18 protein-coding genes are annotated in these 20,482 nt (G+C 71.4%); 12 read left to right on the top strand and 6 right to left on the bottom strand.

Annotated elements, in window-relative coordinates; translation table 11 throughout:
- Positions 1-83 precede the first annotated feature (83 nt).
- Complete coding sequence (locus QLQ12_RS26610) at positions 84-1,445, bottom strand: KamA family radical SAM protein (protein WP_282763214.1); 1,362 nt, start codon at positions 1,443-1,445, stop codon at positions 84-86.
- 130 nt (positions 1,446-1,575) lie between these two features.
- Here QLQ12_RS26610 and kdd point away from each other — a divergent pair, with 130 nt between their 5' ends.
- The 9 genes from kdd to QLQ12_RS26565 all read left to right on the top strand — a co-directional run bounded on the left by kdd (position 1,576) and on the right by QLQ12_RS26565 (position 11,566).
- Positions 1,576-2,592, top strand: a complete 1,017-nt coding sequence (gene kdd, locus QLQ12_RS26605; RefSeq protein WP_282763213.1) for an L-erythro-3,5-diaminohexanoate dehydrogenase — start codon at positions 1,576-1,578, stop codon at positions 2,590-2,592.
- 5 nt (positions 2,593-2,597) lie between these two features.
- A complete protein-coding gene (locus tag QLQ12_RS26600) occupies positions 2,598-4,136 on the top strand; it encodes an amidohydrolase (protein WP_282763212.1) in 1,539 nt (512 codons plus the stop codon).
- Between the two features lie 14 nt (positions 4,137-4,150).
- Positions 4,151-5,698, top strand: a complete 1,548-nt coding sequence (gene kamD / locus QLQ12_RS26595; RefSeq protein WP_282763210.1) for a lysine 5,6-aminomutase subunit alpha — start codon at positions 4,151-4,153, stop codon at positions 5,696-5,698.
- Positions 5,695-6,429 carry a lysine 5,6-aminomutase subunit beta gene (gene kamE / locus QLQ12_RS26590; RefSeq protein ID WP_282763209.1) on the top strand — a complete coding sequence of 245 codons (735 nt, stop codon included), beginning with the start codon at positions 5,695-5,697 and terminating at the stop codon, positions 6,427-6,429. The genes kamD and kamE overlap by 4 nt, the downstream gene beginning before the upstream one ends.
- Positions 6,426-6,791, top strand: coding sequence for a 3-aminobutyryl-CoA ammonia lyase (kal, locus tag QLQ12_RS26585; protein ID WP_282763208.1), 366 nt, complete (start codon positions 6,426-6,428; stop codon positions 6,789-6,791). Before kamE ends, kal begins: the two co-directional genes overlap by 4 nt.
- A gap of 27 nt (positions 6,792-6,818) precedes the next feature.
- Positions 6,819-8,156: a glutamate mutase L gene (locus tag QLQ12_RS26580; RefSeq protein WP_282763207.1), complete on the top strand. Its 1,338-nt coding sequence runs from the start codon at positions 6,819-6,821 to the stop codon at positions 8,154-8,156.
- Between the two features lie 430 nt (positions 8,157-8,586).
- The gene (gene lnt, locus QLQ12_RS26575; protein WP_282763206.1) at positions 8,587-10,215 is read left to right on the top strand and encodes an apolipoprotein N-acyltransferase; all 1,629 of its coding nucleotides are present in this window, start codon (positions 8,587-8,589) and stop codon (positions 10,213-10,215) included.
- The gene (locus QLQ12_RS26570) at positions 10,212-10,982 is read left to right on the top strand and encodes a polyprenol monophosphomannose synthase (RefSeq protein WP_282763205.1); all 771 of its coding nucleotides are present in this window, start codon (positions 10,212-10,214) and stop codon (positions 10,980-10,982) included. Before lnt ends, QLQ12_RS26570 begins: the two co-directional genes overlap by 4 nt.
- 77 nt (positions 10,983-11,059) lie before the next feature.
- Complete coding sequence (locus tag QLQ12_RS26565; protein WP_282763204.1) at positions 11,060-11,566, top strand: FxsA family protein; 507 nt, start codon at positions 11,060-11,062, stop codon at positions 11,564-11,566.
- Between the two features lie 316 nt (positions 11,567-11,882).
- Here the strand turns inward: QLQ12_RS26565 and QLQ12_RS26560 are convergent, their stop codons facing one another.
- On the bottom strand, positions 11,883-12,221 hold the full coding sequence (locus tag QLQ12_RS26560; RefSeq protein WP_067693645.1) for an RNA polymerase-binding protein RbpA: 339 nt from the start codon (positions 12,219-12,221) through the stop codon (positions 11,883-11,885).
- 548 nt (positions 12,222-12,769) lie between these two features.
- Positions 12,770-13,753, bottom strand: coding sequence for a coiled-coil domain-containing protein (locus QLQ12_RS26555; protein WP_328518308.1), 984 nt, complete (start codon positions 13,751-13,753; stop codon positions 12,770-12,772).
- Between the two features lie 513 nt (positions 13,754-14,266).
- Between QLQ12_RS26555 and QLQ12_RS26550 the strand changes: the two genes are divergently transcribed.
- Positions 14,267-15,070, top strand: coding sequence for an SDR family oxidoreductase (locus QLQ12_RS26550; RefSeq protein ID WP_282763202.1), 804 nt, complete (start codon positions 14,267-14,269; stop codon positions 15,068-15,070).
- Positions 15,071-15,168: 98 nt separating this feature from the next.
- On the opposite strand, the gene QLQ12_RS26545 is transcribed toward QLQ12_RS26550, so the two are convergent.
- Positions 15,169-15,600: a DoxX family protein gene (locus QLQ12_RS26545; protein WP_282763201.1), complete on the bottom strand. Its 432-nt coding sequence runs from the start codon at positions 15,598-15,600 to the stop codon at positions 15,169-15,171.
- A 74-nt stretch (positions 15,601-15,674) separates the two neighbouring features.
- Here QLQ12_RS26545 and QLQ12_RS26540 point away from each other — a divergent pair, with 74 nt between their 5' ends.
- Positions 15,675-16,373 carry a TetR/AcrR family transcriptional regulator gene (locus tag QLQ12_RS26540; protein WP_282763200.1) on the top strand — a complete coding sequence of 233 codons (699 nt, stop codon included), beginning with the start codon at positions 15,675-15,677 and terminating at the stop codon, positions 16,371-16,373.
- A 116-nt stretch (positions 16,374-16,489) separates the two neighbouring features.
- Positions 16,490-16,870: an SMI1/KNR4 family protein gene (locus QLQ12_RS26535; RefSeq protein ID WP_282763199.1), complete on the top strand. Its 381-nt coding sequence runs from the start codon at positions 16,490-16,492 to the stop codon at positions 16,868-16,870.
- Positions 16,871-16,916: 46 nt separating this feature from the next.
- Here QLQ12_RS26535 and QLQ12_RS26530 read toward each other — a convergent pair whose 3' ends face one another.
- Both QLQ12_RS26530 and QLQ12_RS26525 read right to left on the bottom strand, forming a co-directional pair.
- Positions 16,917-18,119: a GDSL-type esterase/lipase family protein gene (locus tag QLQ12_RS26530; RefSeq protein ID WP_282763198.1), complete on the bottom strand. Its 1,203-nt coding sequence runs from the start codon at positions 18,117-18,119 to the stop codon at positions 16,917-16,919.
- A 280-nt stretch (positions 18,120-18,399) separates the two neighbouring features.
- The gene (locus tag QLQ12_RS26525; protein ID WP_282763197.1) at positions 18,400-20,457 is read right to left on the bottom strand and encodes a sensor histidine kinase; all 2,058 of its coding nucleotides are present in this window, start codon (positions 20,455-20,457) and stop codon (positions 18,400-18,402) included.
- Between the last annotated feature and the right edge of the window lie 25 nt (positions 20,458-20,482).

Below are 20,482 nucleotides of genomic sequence, written 5' to 3'. Positions count from 1 at the left end.
GTGTCGTATTCGTGGCTGGGGCGCCACGTGTGGGCCCCCCTCGACTCGTGCGCGGCTTTCCCCGAGACCGCGCCGTGGTGAGATCAGACGGCCGCGGTCTGCTGCTTGCGCCACCACTGCTGGCCGGCCTCGGGCAGCGTGTCGATCGGGTCGTAGTAGGCGTACAGCTTGGACAGGGCCTCGCTGTCGCCGGCCTCGATGGACGTGCGGTAGTTCTTGGTCCAGTACGAGATGCCGTTCTCCCGGTCGTACTCCGAGACCATGTGCACCCAGCGCTTGCCGACGAACGGCACGTCGCAGACGATGCGCGGGGTGGCGTAACCGGGCAGGTAGCCCATCAGGTCGTGTTGGAGCTGCTGGGCGTGCGAGACCGGGACGCGCCAGTGCTCCGCGTTCGGGATCATGTCGCACATGTAGAAGTAGTAGGGCAGGATGCCCGCTTCGCCCTGCAGGGCGAAGCACAGGTCGAGCAGGTCGCCGGCGGTGGCGTTGACCCCGCGCATCAGGACACCCTGGTTGCGGACGTCCCGGACACCCACTTCCAGCAGGGTTCGCACGGCGCGCGCGACCAGCGGCGTCAGCGAGTTCACGTGGTTGACGTGGGTGTGCACGGCCAGGTTGACGCCGCGTCGTTCGGCGGTGACGGCGACCCGGTGCATGCCCTCGACCACGTCGTCCTGGAGCCAGTGCTGCGGCAGGCCCATCAGCGCCTTGGTGGCGAGCCGGATGTCGCGGACGGTCGGCACCGAGAGCAGGCCCATGAGGTACGCCTCGAGCTGTTTCCACGGCACGTTGGCGACGTCACCGCCGGAGACGACCACGTCGCGGACGCCCGGGTGGGCCTTGAGGTAGGCCAGGTGGGCCTCGTAGCGGTCGACCGGCTTCTGCAGCAGTTTGAGCTTGGCGACGGTGGGGGTGCTGTTGCCGACCAGGTCCATCCGGGTGCAGTGCCCGCAGTACTGCGGGCAGGTGGACAGCAGCTCGGCGAGGACCTTGGTGGGGTAGCGGTGGGTGAGCCCCTCGGCCACCCACATGTCGTGCTCGTGCAGCGAGTCCCGGGTGGCGTGCGGGTGCGACGGCCAGACCGGGTGGCGGTCGCTGGCGACCGGGAGCATGTAGTTGCGCACCGGGTCGGCGAGCAGCGACGCGGTGTCGGGCACGCGGTCCGGCACCATCGTGTTGACCATCTGGGGCGGGAGCAGCATCGACATGGTCGCATGCTGCTGGATGTCGGTTTCCAGGTCGGTGTAGAAGCTGTCGTCGACCAGGTCGCCGAGGACTGTCCGCAGCTGCTTGATGTTCTTCACGCAGTTGACCCGCTGCCACTGCGCGGACTGCCACTGCGCGGCTGTCACGTCCCGCCAGCCGGGGAATCTCGTCCAGTCGGGCTCGACGAGCTCCCGCCGTTGGTATTCGTAAGGCTGGCCTGCCAAGTTGTCCGCCACCGGATCCTCCCTCGTTCAAACTCGGATCAACGTACCGGAGAATCTCCGGTCTAGTAACCATGTGCCTGAAGGATTTACGGTACAGCCTTCAGTATGAGAGTGTTTTTAACGCGTGGAGATCGTGAGGAGCATGAGCATGGTGGGTTTGCGGCGGGTTATCGAACCGGCCGGCGTGCTGCCGCAGGCCGCCTGGAGACTGGATGCCTCCCCGGAGATCGGGCCGGAGGAGACCCGGATCCGGGTGCAGCGGCTCAACCTCGACGCCGCCAGTTATCGGCAGCTCGCCGAGAAGCACGCGGGAAACGGTGCGGCGATCCGTGCCGAGGTGCTGGAGATCGTGGGCGCCCGCGGCAAGATGCACAATCCGGTCACCGGCTCCGGCGGCATGCTGATCGGCGTGGTCGAGGAGGTCGGGCCCGAGTCGCCGCTGCCGGTGAAGCCGGGGGACCGGGTCGCCACCCTGGTGTCGCTGACGCTGACGCCGCTGCGGATCACCGACGGGCTGGCCGGCTGGGACGGCCTGAGTGAGCAGGTGCCGGCCGAGGGCACGGCGATCCTGTTCGGGCGGTCCGTGGTCGGGGTGCTGCCCGACGATCTGGCGCCGGAACTGGCCCTCGCGGTCTACGACGTGTGCGGCGCCCCGGCGCTGACCGACCGGGTGATCCGGAAGTACCCGGCGGGGGCGCGGGTCACGGTCCTGGGCGGGGCGGGCAAGAGCGGGTCGCTGACTCTGGCGGCGGCCAAGCGGGCGGGTGCCCATACCACCGCGGTGGTCGTCAGCGAAGCGGAGCGGGACGCGCTGAGCGGCACCGGGCTCGCCGACCACATCGCGATCGCCGACGCCCGTGACCCGGTGGCCGTGAGCGAGGCCGTGGGTGAGCCCGCCGACGTGACCGTGGTCTGCGTCGACGTGCCCGGCTGTGAGCACGGCGCGATCCTGGCGACCGCCGAGGGCGGCACGGTGATCTTCTTCTCGATGGCGACCAGCTTCCCGGCGGCCGCGCTCGGCGCCGAGGGTCTGGCGGCGGACGTGACGATGCTGGTGGGGAACGGGTACGTGCCCGGGCACGCCGATTTCGCGGTGGACCTGCTGCGCCAGGTTCCCGCGGTGCGGGCGTTGTTCGAGGCGCGGATCGCGGCAGACTGACCGGCATGAAGACGACTCCCTCCGTCCGCTACGTCAACGGCCGCTTCTACTCGGCCGCGGAACCCCGCGCCACCGCCATGGTCACCAGCGGCGGCACCATCGCCTGGCTGGGCGACACCGCCGACGCCCCGGTCGCCGACCGGACCGTCGATCTCGCCGGTGCGTTGGTCACGCCCGCTTTCGTGGACGCGCACCTGCATGCCACGGACACCGGGCTGGCCATCGACGGCCTCGATCTGTCGGCGGTGCGGTCACCGGGGGAGCTGTTGGACCGGGTGGCGGCGTTCGCGGCGACCCGGCCGGCCGACGGCGTGGTGCACGGGCACGGCTGGGACGAGTCGACCTGGGTGGACCAGACACCGCCGACCGCGGCGGAGCTCGCGCGCGTCGGTGGCGGCCGCAAGGTCTATCTGTCGCAGGCTTCGGTGCATTCGGCGCTGGCGTCGTCGGCGCTGCTGCCGGCCGCGGCCGGGGTGGCCGGCTATGACGAGTCCGGCTGGGTGCGGGAGGCGGCTCACCACGCGGTGCGCGCGATCGCGCTCGGCTCGCTGACGGCGGAGCAGCGCACGGCCGCCCAGCGGACGGCGCTGTCGCGGGCGGCGTCGATGGGCATCGCGGCGGTGCACGAGTGCGCCGGCCCGGGCACGTCGAGCGAGGCGGACTTCGCGTCGGTGCTGGCGCTGTCCGGGCAGGGTCTGCCGCAGGTGTTCGGGTACTGGGGTGAGCTGGGCGGCGCCGAGCGCGCGCGGGACCTGAACGCGCACGGCGCGGCCGGTGATCTCTACGCGGACGGTGCGCTGGGGTCGCGGACGGCGTCGGTGCGGTCGCCGTACCACGACGGCGACCACGGGTGCGGTGAGGCGTTCCTGACGGCCGAGCAGGCCGCCGACCATCTGCTGGACTGCATCCGGGTCGGGTTCCAGGGCGGTTTCCACGCGATCGGCGACGCGGCGATCGAGACTGTCCTGGAGGGTTTCGCGATCGCGGCCAAGAGCGTCGGGGTGGACCGGCTGCGGGAGGGCAACCACCGCATCGAGCACGTCGAGCTGATCGACAAGGCGATGATCGCGCGGATGGTGGAGTTCGGGGTGATCGCCTCGGTGCAGCCGGTCTTCGACGCCCTGTGGGGCGGCGCCGACCGCATGTACGCGCAGCGTCTCGGCGTCGACCGGGCACTGGCGAGCAACCCGATCGGCGCCATGCACGCCACCGGGGTGGCACTGGCGTTCGGTTCGGACTCGCCGGTGACGGCGCTGGACCCGTGGGCGATGGTCGTCGCGGCGGCGGCGCCGCGGAACCCGCGGTTCCGGATGACGGTGCGGTCGGCGTTCGCGGCGAGCAGCCGTGGCGGCTGGCGGGCGGCCGGGGTCGGCGGCGCCGGTGTGCTCAAGCCGGGCGCGTCGGCGACGTTCGCGGCCTGGGACACCCCGGCCGGGCTGGTAGAGGGACTTCCGGCGCTGCTGCCGGACATCGACGGCACGGATCCGGCGCGGCCGGTGTGCCGGCGCACGGTGTTGCACGGCGACACGATCTTCGAGGGGTAAGGGGAACCACAGCGGTGCACGGGAAGCTGGATCTGGACGCGACGGTCGTCGCGCGGGCGCGGGAGTTGGCCGCGCGGGCGGGGCAGCCGGTCGTCGACCTGGCGCGGTCGCACACCACCGTGTCGGTGGAACGGGCGGTGCTGCGCCTGGCCGGGGTGCAGGGCGCCGACCCGGACGGCATCCCGTGGGTGAACCGCCTGGTCGACGCGGTGCGCTCGGACGTCGGGCTGGGGCACGGGGTGGCGGTGCCGGTGTTCCACGCGATGGCGGCGTCCGGCGTCGAGGACGTGACGGTCCTCGCGCAGAAGGCGGCGGCCGGGTCGGTGCGGTTCGCCCTGCCGGAGAAGAAGGCGGAGCTCACCGCGGCTCGGCGGCGCGCCCGGCGCGCCGCCACGGCGGGCCTCAAGATGATCGACCGGCGCCGGTCCGAGCGCGATCGGCTGATCAAGCGGTACGGCGATCCGAAGCAGCGCCCGTGGATCTACCTGATCGTCGCGACCGGCGACATCTACGAGGACATCCCGCAGGCGCAGGCGGCGGCGCGGGCCGGCGCCGACGTGATCGCGGTGATCCGGTCGACGGGGCAGTCGCTGCTGGACTACGTGCCCGAGGGCGCCACCCGGGAGGGTTTCGCCGGCACCTACGCCACGCAGGAGAACTTCCGGCTGATGCGGGCCGCGCTGGACGAGACGTCGAAGGAGGTCGGCCGGTACGTGCGGCTGACCAACTACGCGTCGGGGCTGTGCATGCCGGAGATGGCGACGATGGCCGGTCTGGAACGGCTCGACATGATGCTGAACGACTCGATGTACGGCATCCTGTTCCGCGACATCAACCCGATCCGGACCTTCGTCGACCAGCGGTTCTCGCGGCAGATCCACGCTCGCGCCGGGATCATCATCAACACCGGTGAGGACAACTACCTGACCACCGCCGACGCGGTCGACGCCGCGCACACGGTGACGGTGTCGCAGCTGCTCAACGAGTACTTCGCGCACGAGGCGGGGCTGGCGGACTGGCAGCTCGGGCTGGGCCACGCCTTCGAGATCAACCCGGAGGTGCCGGAGTCGTTCCGGCTGGAGCTGGCGCACGCCCTGCTGGCCCGGGAGCTGTTCCCGGACGCGCCGCTGAAGTGGATGCCGCCGACCAAGCACATGACCGGTGACGTGTTCCGCGGCAACCTGCTCGACGGCTTCTTCAACCTGGCCGGCGCGCTGACGGGCCAGGGCATCCTGCTGGTCGGCATGATGACCGAGGCGGTGGTCACGCCGTGGCTGTCCGACCGGGACATCGCCCTGCAGAACGTCCGCTACGTGCTCAACGGCGCCGGGAACCTGCACGAGGACTTCGTGCCCGGGGAGTTCATCCGGGGCCGCGCGAACCAGGTCCTGTCCGAGGCCATCGACCTGATGGAGCGCATCGTCGACGACGGGCTGCTGAACGCCATCGCCGACGGCACCTTCGGGATCATGAAACGGCCCGCGGACCGGGGCAAGGGCCTCGACGGCGTCGCGAAGCAGGACGCGGACTACTACAACCCTGTCACGGAGGGCCTCGAATGAGCATCGTCCGGCCTTACGGCGACACCACCGGGGACGGGATGGTGCAGCTCTCCTTCACCCTGCCGATCCCGCACGACAAGCGGGCCGAGGGCGCCGCGATCCAGCTCGCCAACAAGATGGGCATGGACCCTGCGATGCTGGTGCACGCCAAGCAGATGGGCGACGGTTACACGTTCTTCGTCGTCTACGGCAAGGTCACCCATCTCGTCGACACCGACAAGGTGCAGGTGGTCGAGCGTGACTTCCCGCTGCTGAGCGCCAAGGAGGTCAACGCGGCGATCAAGCGGCGGCTGCGGCGGCGGCTCAACGTGGTGGGCGCCTGCATCGGCACTGACGCGCACACCGTCGGCATCGACGCGATCCTCAACCTCAAGGGCATCGCCGGCGAGAAGGGCCTGGAGTACTACTCGGAGCTGTCGGTCACCAACATGGGCGCCCAGGTGTCGGTGCCCGAGCTGGTGGAGACGGCCCGGGAACGCAAGGCGGACGCGGTGCTGGTCTCCCAGGTGGTGACCCAGCGCGACGCGCACCTGCAGAACACGCTCGCCATGTCGGCGGCGTTCCGGGAGGCGCTGCCGGCCGGGAAACGGCCCCTGCTGATCGTCGGCGGGCCCCGGTTCGACGAGTTGATGGCGTCCGAACTGGGCGTCGACCGGATCTTCAGCCGCGGCACCACACCCCGTGAGGTCGCCTCCTATCTCGTTCACGCTCTCGCCGGAGGTGCCCAGTGATCACCGTCACTCATCGTCGCTATGTGCCGTACTCGCACGCCCACTACGCCGGGCACCTGGTCGACGGGGCGTACTCGCTCGGCCTGTTCGGCGACGTGGCCACCGAGATCTGCATCCGGCTCGACGGCGACGAGGGGCTGTTCGCCTCCTACGACGACGTGCAGTTCAAGGCGCCGGTGCGGGCCGGGGACATGCTGGAGATCTCCGGAACGGTGGTGAAGACGGGCACCCGCTCCCGGAAGATCAACTTCGAGGTCAAAGTCGTCTGCCGGGGTACGGAGGGATCCGGCGCCGCCGTGCTCGACGAGCCGATCGTGGCGACCACGGCGGTCGGGACGGTCGTAGTGCCACCGAAGCCGTGACCGCGTCCACCTCGGGGCGGAAGACCCATGCCGAGTCGTAGAACAGCCGTCTGCGTCGACGTCGGGTCCACGTACACCAAAGCCGCCAAGATCGATCTGAGCGGCGCGGAACTGATCAGCCGGGCCGAGGTGCCCACCACGTCCTCCTCGGACGTCCTGGAGGGTCTGGACGCCGCCGTCGCCGCCGGGGGGGGGGGCGGCCCGCGGAACGGGGGCGCCGCCCCCCGCGGCGGGCGCCGGGGCGCCTTGGGCCCCCCCGCCCCCCCTCGCGCCTCCGGGGGGGGTCTGCCCGCCGCCGCCCCCCCGGGGGGGGGCGGCGACCGGCTCTACGTCTGCTCGTCCGCCGGCGGCGGGCTGCGGCTGGCCGTCATCGGATACGAGCGGCTCGTCACCGCCGAGGCCGGGCACCGCGTCGGCCTCTCCGCCGGGGCGCAGGTGGTGCACGTCGCCGCCGGCCCGATGTCCGGCCCCGACCTGGCCCGGCTCCGGGCCGCCCGCCCGGACGTGCTGCTGCTGGCCGGCGGCACCGACGGCGGCGACGGCGAGGTGCTGCTGCACAACGCCCGGCGGCTGGCGGCGGCCCGGATCCGGCTGCCGGTGGTTCTGGCCGGCAACGCCGCCGTCCGCGACGAGGCCGAGGCGCTGCTGGCCGGCCGGGGCGTGCCGGTGACCGCGACCGCCAACGTGCTGCCGCGCATCGGCGTCCTGGACCCGTTGCCGGCCCGCGCCGCGATCCGTGAGGTGTTCCTGCGGCACGTGATCGGCGGCAAGCGGCTGTCGAAAGGGCGGCGGTTCGCGTCGCTGGTGCGCGCCGCCACCCCGGACGCCGTGCTCGCCGGGGTGGAGGCGCTGGCCGACCTGACCGGCTACGGGATCCTGGTCGTCGACGTCGGCGGGGCGACCACCGACGTGTACTCGGCACTCGTCCCGGACGCGGAAGCCGAGACCGGGCCGCGCCGCGACGTGGCCGGGACACTGTGGCGGGCCCGCACCGTCGAGGGTGACCTGGGCGTGGCCGTGGGCGCAGACGGCACCCGGGCGGCGGCCGTGGCCGAGAAGCTGCCGCCACCCGGCGACACGCCGGAACTGGCGGCGGCGGCCGCGGTGGTCGCGCTGCGCCGCCACGCCCGCGGTCGTCCCGGGCTGAGAGACGTACGCCTCGTCATCGGCTCCGGCGGGGTGTTGCGCCACGGCGGCGGCGCCCGGGTCCTCGACGCGGTCCTGGCCGACGTCGGCGGCGGCTGGGCGCCCCCGGAGAACGCCCGCGCCCTGGTTGACCAGCAGTATGTCCTGGCCGCCGCCGGGCTGCTGGCGGCCGAGCATCCGGACGTCGCGGCGCGTCTTCTGGGTAACTCGATCCGGTAATGCAGATGACACGCCGATGAATGAGACACGCCGGGACACGGGCCGCGCGGTTGACAGACGGGCGGGGGCGCAACGTACCGTCTTCGAGTCTTGTTCCACGGCGAGCGGTCGTGTTCCGCTTCGTTCCTTCACCCACTGGCCGCAGTCCTCGCAGGGGTCGCGCGTTCAGCCAGGTCCAGGGGGCGGGGAGCGCGGAGCGGCACGGCGCGGGCCGCGCACGGGTGGCCCTTCCGGGGACCAGGTCCATGGCCAGTAGACAACGGCACGACGCGGGCAGCCAGCTCGCAGCGGGTCGGTCCGAAGGTCATGGCGAGGTCACCGGATTTCACCGGCCGGGAAAAGACGGAAGCACCCGAGGGGCGTGGTCGAAACTGTGACCGCGCCCCTCCGTCGTGCCTGTTCATCGCCGGGTAGCCTGCCTGGCGTGGAAATGACTATGCCTCCGCCGGTGCTGCCCGGCACGGATGCCGTGGCGGCCTCGCCGAGGCGCCCGTTGCGGCTGCCGGTGGCGGCGGCGCTGGCCGTGGCCGCGGGTGCGGCCCTGCTGCTCGCGTTACCGCCGTACGACCTGTGGTGGCTCTCCCCGGCCGGAGTGGCCCTGCTCGCCGCCGCCGTGCACCGCCGGCGGCTGCGCGCCGGGTTCGGGCTGGGCCTGCTCGCCGGCCTGGTGCTGTTCGTGCCCCTGCTGGACTGGACCAGGATCGCCGCAGGCTGGCTGCCGTGGGTCATCCTGAGCGTCTTCCAGGCGCTGTACCTCGCCCTGGCCGGTCTCGCCGGGGCCTGGCTGTCGCCGCTGATCGACCGGTGGCGGGTGCTGTGGCCCCTGCTGGCCGGGCTGGTCTGGACCACCCAGGAATTCCTCCGCGGCCGGGCCCCGTTCGGCGGCTTCCCGTGGGGCCGGCTCGCGTTCAGCCAGGGCGACGCCCCGATGCTGCGCCTGGCCGCGTACGGCGGCGCCCCGCTGGTCACGTTCGCCGTCGCCGTCGCCGGTGGCGCCCTGGTGGCGCTCGCCTGGCGCCGTTTCCAGGGGTGCGGCCTGCCGGCCGCCGCCGGGTTCGCCGTCACCGCCGCGACCCTGATCGCGGCGCCGGCCGCGCTGCCGCTCACCGAGCCCGGCGGCCCGGTCACGACGGTCGCGATCGTGCAGGGCAACGTGCCGCGGCTCGGCCTCGACTTCAACGCCCAGCGGCGGGCCGTGCTCGACAACCACGTCAACGCCACCAAGGCGCTCGCCGCGGACGTGGCCGCCGGCCGGCAGAGGCAGCCCGGCGTGGTGGTGTGGCCGGAGAACTCCAGCGACATCGACCCGCTGCGCAACGCCGACGCCGCCGGCCTGATCCAGTCGGCCGCCGACGCGATCAAGGCGCCCATCCTCGTCGGCACGCTGCAGCGCACCGACGTGCCCGGCGACATCTACAACGTCGGCATCCTGTGGCGCCCCGGTTCCGGCCCGGACCACCCCCAGCAGTACGCGAAACGCCACCCCGTGCCGTTCGCCGAGTACATGCCGATGCGCTCGGTGGCCCGCCTCGTCAGCGAGAAGGTCGACCTGGTCCGCAACATGCTCGGCGGCGAACGCCCCGGCGTCATCGACACCGGCGCCGGGATCCTCGGTGACGTCATCTGCTTCGAGGTGGCCTACGACGGCATCGTCCGGGACACCGTCGACGGCGGCGCGCAGCTGCTCACCGTGCAGACGAACAACGCCACCTTCAACGAGGCCGAGGCCCGCCAGCAGCTCGCCATGGTACGTCTGCGGGCCGTGGAGCACGGGCGGGAGGCGCTGATGGTCTCGACCGTCGGGGTGTCCGGTTTCGTCGATGCGCAGGGCACTGTGCACGGTTCGACCGGTTTCAACACCGCTGCTGTAGTGGTGCGTGACATGAGCCTTGAGGGACCGCGTACGCTGGCGACTCGTTCGGGCCTCTGGCCCGAGGCGGCGATCGTCTTTGGTACGGTCGTCGCCCTTGCCGGTGCGGCGCTTCTGCGCCGTCGGCGAGCAACCATTGACCGAGTGATTGATGACAGTGACGGCGTGACGGTTTCGGAGGCACGGTGAGCGAGGCGGAAGGCTACCCGGGAGTGGGACGGGTCCTCGTGATCATCCCCACGTACAACGAGGCGGACAACGTCCGGCTGATCACGGGGCGGGTGCGCAAGGCGGTTCCCAACGTCGACATTCTGGTGGCGGACGACAATTCCCCGGACGGGACCGGCGCTATCGCCGATGAGCTCGCCGAGGCGGACGACCACATCTTCGTCATGCACCGGGCCGGCAAGGAGGGCCTCGGCGAGGCCTACAAGGCCGGCTTCGCATGGGGCAAGGACAAGGGTTACGACGCGGTCGTCGAGATGGACGCGGACGGTTCGCACGCGCCGGAGGAACTGCACAAGCTCCTGGACGCGCTCGCCAACCACGACGCGGTCCTCGGCACCCGTTACATCGCCGGCGGCAGCGTGCACAACTGGCCGATGCGTCGGCTGCTGCTGTCGCGCGGTGGCAACATCTACATCCGGATGGCGCTGGGCATGCCGTTCCGGGACGCCACCGGTGGCTACCGGGCATACCGGATCGGCGTTCTGGACAAGATCGATGTGGCGACCATCGCATCCACCGGCTACTCGTTCCAGGTCGAGCTGGCCTGGCGCGCGTACCGGCAGGGCTTCCGGATGGCCGAGGTGCCGATCACGTTCACCGAGCGCGAACACGGCGTCAGCAAGATGAGCGGCAACATCTTCAAGGAACAGCTGCTGAGGGTCACCGTGTGGGGCGCACAGGCCCGCAAGGAGGACCTCCGCAACATGATCAGCCGCAAGCCGCGGTAGGGCACCACCCGGCCGTGAGGTGTCATGCTGGATGAGCCCGTCGCGAGACGGGCTCATGGCACCGGAGGATTGATGTGATGCGGCGAAGCAGGCTGGCCTACCTACCGATCGCGTTCCCGCTTCTCGCGCTGGCGGAGTTCGTGGTCTTCCTGTCGGTGGCGCAGGCCATCGATTTCGGCTGGGCGGCAGTGCTGCTCGCCGCGTTCAGCGTGGCGGGCATCCTCCTGCTCCGGCGTGAGGGCATCCGGGGCTGGCGAGCCTTCCAGGAGTCGGCCCGCGCCGGCCGCCCGCCGGGCGCCGAGGCGGCCAACTCCCTGATCGGTCTCGGTGGGGCCCTGCTGCTGGCCCTGCCCGGCTTCGTCACCGGGGTGGGCGGCCTGCTCCTGCTGTTCCCGCCCGGCCGGGTCCTGGCCCGTCGCGGCGTCGAGCGCCTCGCCGAGCGCCGCCTCGGCGGCGCGGCCACCGGCGACCTGTTCGGGCCGCGCAAGGTGCGGGTCCACCACGGCGACCCGGTGACGGTCGTGGTCGACGACGACCAGCCGCGCCCGCCTGCCGGGGCCATCGAGGGCGAGATCGTCCGCTAGGCATTCACGAGGCCGCCTTCCCGAGACGGGGAGGCGGCCTTCTGCTTTTACTGACTGCTTACCGACTGCTTTCACCGACGCGGACAGGTCGCGGTCCGCGTGAGGCGGGCGGCTCGGGTGGCCTGTGCTCCAGAGGGGCGGGCAGGATGTGGTCCGCGTGAACCGGGCAGCTTTCGCCTCAGCGAGGCGCGCGGGTTGCGGTCTGCGTGAAAGGGCGCGGGCTCGGGCAGGACGCCTCGGGCCGCGCCCGCATCATCGCGGACGCGAAGAGGCCGCCTCCCCTTGCCCGGGGAAGCGGCCTCTCTACGTTGTGCGGTCAGCGACCCCGGCGGGTGCGGACCTCCTGCAGACGCTCGTTGAGGATGTCCTCCAGCTCGGCGATCGAACGCCGCTCCAGCAACATGTCCCAGTGGGTGCGCGGCGGCTTCGCCTTCTTCGCCTCAGGCTCGTTGCCATCGACCAGACGGGCCACGCTGCCGTCGAACTTGCACTCCCAGGTGGTCGGCACCTCGGCGTCGACGGCGAACGGCACCTCGAACTGGTGACCCTTCACGCACAGGTACTCACGGGTCTGACGGGGCGCCAGCTCAGTGTTACGGTCGGACTCGTAGCTGACTGCGCCAAGACGGCTGCCGCGCAGCATGCGTTCGCCCATGATCGGCTTTCCCCTCGCTCGTGGTGCTGCTCTCGTTGGTGTAACGAAAGGGGCGGCCCCGGGATTCCTCCGCCGGACATCCCGACGACCGCCAAAGTCTGTTCCGACCGCCTGTATCGGCGGTGTTAACGCTATGAGCGTAACCGCCCACTCACCCCACACGGCAAACCGAACCGGCTCCCGAATGGACCTTGGTCCACTTTATGATTGTTTGACCCTTGTGCGGATGGTGCGATGTCGGTCACTCGACGGGATTCACTCGTGATCGGCGGAACCTTCGGTCACCCAACGGTGTGCGCACTGTAATGATCGGCTGCCCAGCGGTCCACTGAAGTCTCCTGCGCGACCAATTCAGCGGCCACCCCTGGTGAGAATGTTCACCCGGTCCGCGCGGTCGCCGCCAGTGCTGGCTCTCCATACCGTCTGACCACGGTCAATACCCCGAATTCCGTCCTACAGTCGCCGTCCTTCCGCGTTTCTCTCCGTGTCGCCCTGCTGGAGAAGGCCTGGTCGGCTGACAGCTGCGGGGTGGGGAAGGCGGCGCCCGGTCAGCTGTTGTTGGAGGCGGTGGACTGGGCCGGCGCGGGCGGGCGGGCGGCACCCAGTGCGGCCAACGCCGACGCCAAATCACTGACCTGCGACGTCAGCTGCGCGACACGCTCCTGCGCGGCATCGGCGTCCGCGCGGGCGGACGCGAGGCGACGCTCCAGATCGGCGCGCTCGCGCGAGGCGCGGTCCGCCGCCCTTTCCAGATCCTCATTGGTACGCCGTAAGCCGTCCCGTTCGGCCACCACCGTCGCCAGCGTCTCCTGTGCGGCCGTCGCCTCCACCCGGGCCCGGCGCGCCTGCTCCGCCGCCTCGTCACGATCATGTTCGGCCGTGTCGGCGCGCTGCCGGTCCCGGACCGACTCAGCGGTCAGCCGTTGCGTCGCCTCCTGGGCGGCCGCCAGTTCCTCTTGCGCGCGGCGTTGCGCCTCCTCCGCCGTACCCCGGAAGTCTTTGGCGTCCTGAATGACCGTCTTCAAGTCGCGTTCGGCGGTGTCGCGCTGACCGCGCACCTCCTGGATCTCGCGCCGCGCCGTGCCCAACTCGTCGGCCGCCGCGTCCCGCTCGGCCTCGGCGCGCTCACGCAGCGCCGCTGCGGCGGTCGCCGCGCGGACCGCCTCATCGCGGGCCTGAGCCGCTTCCCGCGCCTGCTTGACGGCTTCCTCAGCCGTACGCTGCGCCTCCTCGGCCCGCTGGCGGGCCTCGTCACGCTCAGCGGTGGCCGCCGCCGCGATCCGCTGCGCGGCCATCGCCGCCGTCTCCGCCTGCTCAGCGTCACGACGGGCGTCGTCACGCTCCGCGTGCGCGGCCGCGACCTGGCCGGACGTCTCCGCCCGCACCTCGGCGACTTGCCGCTCGACGCCGGCCGGAGACATCTCCGAATGCAGCGCCTCCTCCAGCGAACCGACCAGCTGATCGAGACGGTCGACGACCTCCCACGTACGCGCCACCTGCCCCGCCAGCCCCGGCGACGAACGATGCCGCATCCGCACATTCCGCGACGCGCGCTGACACTCGCCGTCATTGTCCCGGCAATAGCGGAACGGCCGGCCGGCGGAGGCGCGTTGCGGCACGGGGCGCCCGCAGTGGGCGCAGGGACGGGTTTCGGTTTCGGAATCCTGCACAGTCATAGCGCCCCAACCCTAAGCGTGTCCCGGCCCGTGTCCCGGTAACCACACCGGCACCACCGACATGATCAGCGATCCCACCGGCCCGCCAGCCGTCAGCCCCTCATCCTGTCCTCACTCGCACCACCGGCACCGTCACCGACCGCAGACTCACGAGATCGCGGGGGTGGTGGGATGCCGGGACGGCGGCGCGTAGCGGGGCGTGAGGGGACAACGAGGCCGTGAGGGGGCTGCGAGGCGGCGAGGCCCTGCGACAGGGAGGTTGTGGAGTCGTGGGACAGGGAGGATGCGAGGGCGGCGGGATTGCGGGGCGAGGCGGGCGGCGGGGCGGTGGCTTGCGTCGGCGTACCCCGTGGGTTTTAAGGTTTGGCGATGAATCGCACCGCGTTGGTCACCGGGGCCTCGTCCGGGATCGGTAAGGCTACGGCGGCGGCGTTGGCCGCCCGGGGATATCGCGTGCTGGGGACCAGCCGCGACCCGGAGGCGCTGAAACCCGCGCAGCGGGCGGAAGGCGTGGAGTACGTCGCGCTCGACCTTGAGGACCAGGAGTCGATCGAGAGTCTCGCGGCGACACTCGCCGGGGTCGACGTGCTGGTCAACAACGCGGGGGAGAGCCAGTCGGGGCCGATCGAGGAACTGCCGGGGGAAGCGCTTCGGCGGATCTTCGAGGTGAATGTGCTCGGGCCGGTTCGGCTGACGCAGTTGGCGCTGCCGGGGATGCGTGAACGTGGGTACGGGCGGGTCGTGATGGTCGGGTCGATGCTGGCGTCGTTTCCGCTCGCGTACCGGTCGTCGTACGTCGCCAGCAAGGCGGCGATCAAAGGGTTCAGCAACGGGGCCCGGCAGGAACTGGCGCCGTTCGGGGTGTGGCTGACCACGGTGGAGCCGGGGTCGATCGCCACCGGGATCAGCGAGCGGCGGACCAGGTATGTGGGGGCCGACTCGGTCTATCGGGACGACTTCGCGCGGATGCTGGCGGCGCTGGACCGCAACGAGCGTGCCGGGATCACAGCGGATCGCGTGGCGGAGACGATCGTCTCCGCTGTCGAGGCTGACCGGCCCGCCGCCCGGTATGCGGTCGGGAGTAACGCGCCGGTGGTCTTCGCGCTGCGGCGGCTGCTTCCCGGCGGCATCGTGGAGAAGATCATCCACCGGCGGCACGGCCTTCGCCGGTGAGCCGGTGAGCCGGTGAGCCGGGCCTAGGGCAGCGTCTCTCGGGTGGTGCGTGACCGGGATCGGTGAGTCGCTTCTGCCTGGACGGGGCGTCTGGGGCGTCAGCGGGTGGCGCTTGTGCGGGCGGCGCGGATCGACCTGATCGTGCTGATCGCGCTGGTCACACCCAGCGCCCACCACACCAGCAGCGGCTGGAAGAACAGGCGGACGAACCGTTTGGTGTCGGTGTCCAGGCCGAAGCCGTCCTTGTGCTCCAGCCATTGGGCGATGTTGCCCGGGAAGATCACCACGAAGAACGTCGCCACGATGGCGCCGAGGACGCCACGGGCCGGCTGCTTCCAGATCGTCAGCAGGGCCAGGCCCAGGGTGACCTCCACGATGCCGGAGGCGATCACGACGAAGTCGGCGTCGAGCGGGAACCAGTCGGGCACCTGCGCCTGGAATTCCTGGCGGGCCACGGTCAGGTGGGTGATGCCGGCGAACATCAGGATCGAGCCGAGTACGGCCTGACCCGCGTTTTTCAGAATCGTCATGATGCTCCTCGATTTATGATGGTGGGATCATAACTGAGGATTTCATCAGTTGCGAGCGCGCCTAGACTTGCGGCATGACGGTGGGCCGACTCGAACGGCGCAAGGCGCAGACCCGCACCGCGCTGATCGCGGCCGCTCGTGCCCTGCTCGTCGAGCGTGATCCGGCGGGCGTGAGCATTCAGGAGATCACCGACGCCGCTGATGTCGGGTTCGGCAGCTTCTACAACCATTTCCCGTCCAAGCAGGAACTGTTCGACCTGGCGGTGGCCTCCGTCGCGGACGAGCATCGGGCGATGATCGCCCGGGCGACCGCAGGCCTGTCCGACCCGGCCGAGGCGCTCGCGGTGGCGGTGCGGATCACCGCCCGGTTCCCCCGGACCCACCCGTCGCTGGCGCGGATCATCGACCGGGCCGGGGTGGGCTATCCGGGGGCGTATGCGATCGACGATCTGCGGCATGCCCGAGACGTGGGTCGGCTCTGTTACGACGACGACCAGGTGGCGTTCGCCTGCGTCGCGGGTGCGGTTCTGGGCGTGCTGCACCACGGGCTCGACGTCGACGACCCGGCGGAGATCGACGAGCGGGCCGATCGGCTCGCGGTCAGCCTGCTGCGCATGTTCGGACTGGTCGAGGGCGATGCCCGCAAGGTCGTCGCCCGGCCCCTTCCGGCGTGGTGGCCCGCCGCGCTCGCGGAGCCTGATCGCGGTGCCGCCGACGTGGCAGCGGTCGGTCTCAGGCCCGGCCGTGACTGGCCCGCCGGGAAACGGTCGTGAGTTCCGGTCCGACGGGGACACGGTGGGGGCGGGCTGTCAGAGCCTCGGTCTTAGCCTGTCGTGATGGGAGACGTCACCGAGGCCTGGATTCGGATCGAGGACTGTACGAGGACCGGATGGAGATCGCCCCGGAGGTCGACGGCTTCACCGTTCACGAGCCCGGCGGCGAACCGTGGCGGCACGAACGCTGGATGCCGTTCGCCGACGCTGACCGCGCCCTTCACGTCATCGACCTGCGGGACGGGCCCGGTCACGGCCGCCTCGGATGGGCGCCGACCAGCAACCCGGGATACTTCGCCGACGGCTGGCCGTCGCTGGGCGCCTATCTGACCGCCGTCGCTGACGCGCTGGAGGACGGCGGCCAGGTCGGTGAATGGCAGCCCTATCTGACCGTGACCGGGAACCTCTGGTGGGATCTCGCCGACCGGACCCACCTCAACGGCGAACCGCTGCTCCCGAGTCCGCGGCGAGAGGACCCGCGGCGGGAGAGCCCGTGAACAGCGGTGTCGCGGAGGTGTCCGCCGGCGGCCGGAGCGTGACAGGTCAACCGGTGAACCAGGACATCTGAGCCGCGTCGGCGATGGCTCGCAGACCCTCGGCGGACGGGTGCAGGTGATCACCGGAGTCGTGTTCGGGCAGGTAGCGGGCCGGGTCGGCCGGGTCGCGGGTCGCCTTGTCCTGGTCGAGGACGGCGTCGCAGCCACTGCCGTCCGAGCGGACGAATGTGTTGATCGCGATGCGGCCGGTCTCGCCGCGGGTCGTCCAATAGCCGGCGCCCGCGTACGGGGTGAGCGTCGAGCAGATCACCCGGATCCCCGCGCCGTGCGCCCGTTCGATCAGAGCCCGGATCACGGCGATCAGTTCCGCGGGCGCGGGCGGGTCCGCGGCGCCCAGATCGTTGAGCGCGTCATCCGAGATGATCACCCATCGTGCGCCCGGCTGCCGCAACACGTCCCGTTCGAAACGGTTGGCGGCGCTCTGTCCCCGGTCGTCGACCGTGAGCCGGTTCCCGCTGATGCCGGCGTTGAGCACGCCGACCGTCCGCCCCGCCGCGCGCAGCCGGTCGGCGAGCAGATCGGGCCAGCGCTGATCGGCGCCGAAGCGGGACCCCAGGCCGTCGGTGATCGACGCGCCGAACGCGACCACGGCCCCCTCACCGCCGCGCACGTCGAGGCCGGCCAGGAAGTACCAGCTGGTCTCCTTGGCCGCCCCGGTGAGGCGTCGCGCTGACGTCTGGTCGCCGGGGGCGGTGTAGTTGTCGCGCACCGCGATGCCGTGCCGGGTGCTCGGACCGGTCGCCGTCGGCAGGTGCACACTGACCGCCACGTCACCGTCGGCCGGCACGGGGAAGGCCAGATCGTCGCTCTCCGCGGCGGCACCCGGTGGGATCGTCACGGAGGTGGCCCCGGCGAACGTGACCTGGCGGTCGGTGGCCGGGTCGATGGTGACGCCATCGACCGGCAGGGCCATCCTCACCGACGCCACCACCAGGGGATTCTCGCCGAACTCGTTCGTCAGGCGGATCCGTGCGATGTCGCCGCCGATGCTGGTGTGCACGATCTGCCGCAGCGTCTGGGCCTCGAAGGAGCGGCCCCCACCCTCCACGGCCGTCGCCCAGGTGCCGGTCCACGGCGGCGCGGGCTGCGCGGACGGCCGCGGTGAGGGCGGCGATGAGGGCCGCGGCGAGGGCGCCGGGGAGGAGCATCCCGCGGCGAGCAGGACCGCCGGCACCGCCACCCATCGCATGACCGCCCCCGTCCCGGACCCGACCCCCTCGTCTCAGCCTGCATGACCGGATCGTGCTCGGGACGCCGTATGCGGGAGCCGGGACGCACCTCCCGCGTCCGGCCGGTCCATCGCCTTGGCGGGGAAAGGCCGGCGACGAGCGCTGCTGACCGGTGCGGCAGGACCCGCTTGTGGCGGGCGGCAGCAGCCCGGTGGCCGGGAGGTGGGCTGGGCCTGACGTGGTGGTCCGGGACGCCGATGGTTCGCCCGCGACGCCGGTGGCCGTACGAGAGAAGGGTTTTCAAGAGACCGTGTGGGAGAGGCCGGGTTCGGCGGGGGCGGCGGTGATGGGGATGGGCGTGCGGGGGAGGGAGAGCAGGAAGGTCGCGCCGCGCGGCTGGTTCGGCTGGTAGGCGATGGTCGCGCCGGACGCCTGGGCGAGGCGCGAGACCAGATAGAGGCCGAGGCCGGTGCCGGGTTTGGTGGTGGCCACGCCGGTTTCGGCGCGGGTGAAGCGTTCGAAGAGATGCGGGATGAAGGCGGCGGGCACCCCCTCGCCGTGGTCGCTGATCCGGATGACGACGCGGTCCTGGTCGGGGATGACCGATACCTGGACCGGAGGAGCGCCGTATTTGATGGCGTTGCCCAGCAGATTTCCCAGCAGCAGTTGCAGGTGGACCGGGTCGGCGAAGGCGATGGCCTCGTCGGGGGCGGTGACCGTGATGGTCTGGTGCGGGTCGGCGGCCTGGGCGTTGACCGCCTCGCGGACGGCGTGGGTGACGTCGAGAGGGGCCGGGCGGGCGGTGAGGGCGCCGGCGTCCAGTTGGGCGAGGGTGAGGATCTCGGTGACCAGTTGGTCGGCGCGGTGGCCGGCGATCGTCATCCGGCGCAGGTAGTGGCGGCGGGTGTCGTCGGCCATCTCGGCCCAGTCGTCGAGCAGCAGCTCGCCGGCGGAGACGATGGTGGTGAGGGGCTGGCGCACGTCGTGGGTGAGCATGGCGATGAAGTCGGCCATCTGCTCGTTGGCGTGTTCCAGGCGTTCGGCGTGCCGGGCGAGTTCGGCGGCGTCGGCGCGGCGGGCGTTCTCCAGGGCCCGGCGTTCGGTCATGTCGATGATCTGGGTGGCGATGTACTGCGGGCGGTCCGCCTCGTCGCGCAGCAGGCTGGCGGTGAGAGCGGCCTCGACCACGTGGCCGTCGGCGTGCAGGTAACGCTTGTCGATGTCGAAACCGTCGATGCGACCGGTCCGGCAGTCGCGGATGTTGCGCAGCGCCGGCTCCACGTCGTCGGGGTGGGTAAGGTCGACCACGCTGCGGCCGATCAGCTCCGCCTCGGGGCGGCCGAGCATGTGCGACAGCGTCGGGTTGGCCCGGACGAACCGGCCCTCGAGGTCGGACAGCGCCATGCCGATGCGGGAGCTGTCGAAGACCTTGCGCAGCCGCTGCTCGCTGGACCGCAGCTCGCGGCGGTTGCGGCGGGCCCGGGCGGTGGCGGCGACCACGAGCAGCCCGACCGCGGCGGCGGTGACGAGGGCGGCCCGGCCGGCGGCGCGACTGCCCGAGGTGGCGGCGAACAGCACGTCCTCGGTGACGGTGGAGGAGATCGTCCACGGCGTTCCGGGGATGGCCCGCGAGGTGTACCGCCACCACTGACCGTTCTCCAGGTAGCGGCCCTCGCCGGCGGCGGCCAGAGCCGTTGCCAGGAGTGGTTCCTCGTTGCGGAGCTGTGTCACGCCGTCCGGGTGCGTGTGGTTCGCGGCGACGATCGCACCGGTGGCGTCGACGACGTGTACCTTCACGCCTTCCAGCGTGATGGCGGTGGCCAGGTACGCCGAGACCGGGCTGTGCGAGACGTCCACGGCGCCGGAGAAGACACGCAGGCCGGACGGGGTGTCGAAGGGCACGGCGAACCCGACCACGGGCAGCCCCCGGGAAGCCGACGGGACCACGGGGGAGACAGCCGGCCGGCCGTCGGTCACGGCGGAGCGAAGGTGCGGGTAGCGGTCGGTGATGACCTGGCCGCCGAGCGCCGGGTTGGGTGGGATGACCTGCAGGACCCGGCCCTCGGAGTCGAGGAGCACGGCCGCCGGATAGCCGAAACCGCCGACCGTGCGGGTGAAGTCGCGGGCCGACACGAAGTCGTCGCTGAGGAACGCCGCCGCCTGGGTGCGCTGCCGGGTGATCAGGTCGCCGACGATCGCGGTGACGAAGTCGCCGGCCAGATTGACCCGCAGGTGGTATCGCTGCGCCGCGTCGTCGCGGGTGCTGCGCTCCACCCACGTCAGGACGGTCGCGCAGACGCAGGTCAGAACCAGCCACACCGCGAGCGGCACAGCCAGGAAACGCCAGCCCTTCCGCATCTTTCAGACTATTTCATGTTTTGCC

This window comes from Actinoplanes sandaracinus, assembly GCF_030009775.1.
Lineage (GTDB): Bacteria > Actinomycetota > Actinomycetes > Mycobacteriales > Micromonosporaceae > Actinoplanes > Actinoplanes sandaracinus.
Note: the sequence above shows the minus strand (reverse complement) of the source record. Positions and strands in the feature narration are given on the sequence as shown.

Excerpts from the sequence above, each read along its gene's own strand:
- kdd (WP_282763213.1), top strand. The coding sequence starts at position 1,576 with ATGAGCATGGTGGGTTTGCGGCGGGTTATCGAACCGGCCGGCGTGCTG.
- QLQ12_RS26600 (WP_282763212.1), top strand. The coding sequence starts at position 2,598 with ATGAAGACGACTCCCTCCGTCCGCTACGTCAACGGCCGCTTCTACTCG.
- kamE (WP_282763209.1), top strand. The coding sequence starts at position 5,695 with ATGAGCATCGTCCGGCCTTACGGCGACACCACCGGGGACGGGATGGTG.
- QLQ12_RS26580 (WP_282763207.1), top strand. The coding sequence starts at position 6,819 with ATGCCGAGTCGTAGAACAGCCGTCTGCGTCGACGTCGGGTCCACGTAC.
- lnt (WP_282763206.1), top strand. The coding sequence starts at position 8,587 with ATGACTATGCCTCCGCCGGTGCTGCCCGGCACGGATGCCGTGGCGGCC.
- QLQ12_RS26565 (WP_282763204.1), top strand. The coding sequence starts at position 11,060 with ATGCGGCGAAGCAGGCTGGCCTACCTACCGATCGCGTTCCCGCTTCTC.
- QLQ12_RS26560 (WP_067693645.1), bottom strand. The coding sequence starts at position 12,221 with ATGGGCGAACGCATGCTGCGCGGCAGCCGTCTTGGCGCAGTCAGCTAC.
- QLQ12_RS26555 (WP_328518308.1), bottom strand. The coding sequence starts at position 13,753 with ATGCGGCATCGTTCGTCGCCGGGGCTGGCGGGGCAGGTGGCGCGTACG.
- QLQ12_RS26550 (WP_282763202.1), top strand. The coding sequence starts at position 14,267 with ATGAATCGCACCGCGTTGGTCACCGGGGCCTCGTCCGGGATCGGTAAG.
- QLQ12_RS26545 (WP_282763201.1), bottom strand. The coding sequence starts at position 15,600 with ATGACGATTCTGAAAAACGCGGGTCAGGCCGTACTCGGCTCGATCCTG.
- QLQ12_RS26540 (WP_282763200.1), top strand. The coding sequence starts at position 15,675 with ATGACGGTGGGCCGACTCGAACGGCGCAAGGCGCAGACCCGCACCGCG.
- QLQ12_RS26535 (WP_282763199.1), top strand. The coding sequence starts at position 16,490 with ATGGAGATCGCCCCGGAGGTCGACGGCTTCACCGTTCACGAGCCCGGC.
- QLQ12_RS26530 (WP_282763198.1), bottom strand. The coding sequence starts at position 18,119 with ATGCGATGGGTGGCGGTGCCGGCGGTCCTGCTCGCCGCGGGATGCTCC.
- QLQ12_RS26525 (WP_282763197.1), bottom strand. The coding sequence starts at position 20,457 with ATGCGGAAGGGCTGGCGTTTCCTGGCTGTGCCGCTCGCGGTGTGGCTG.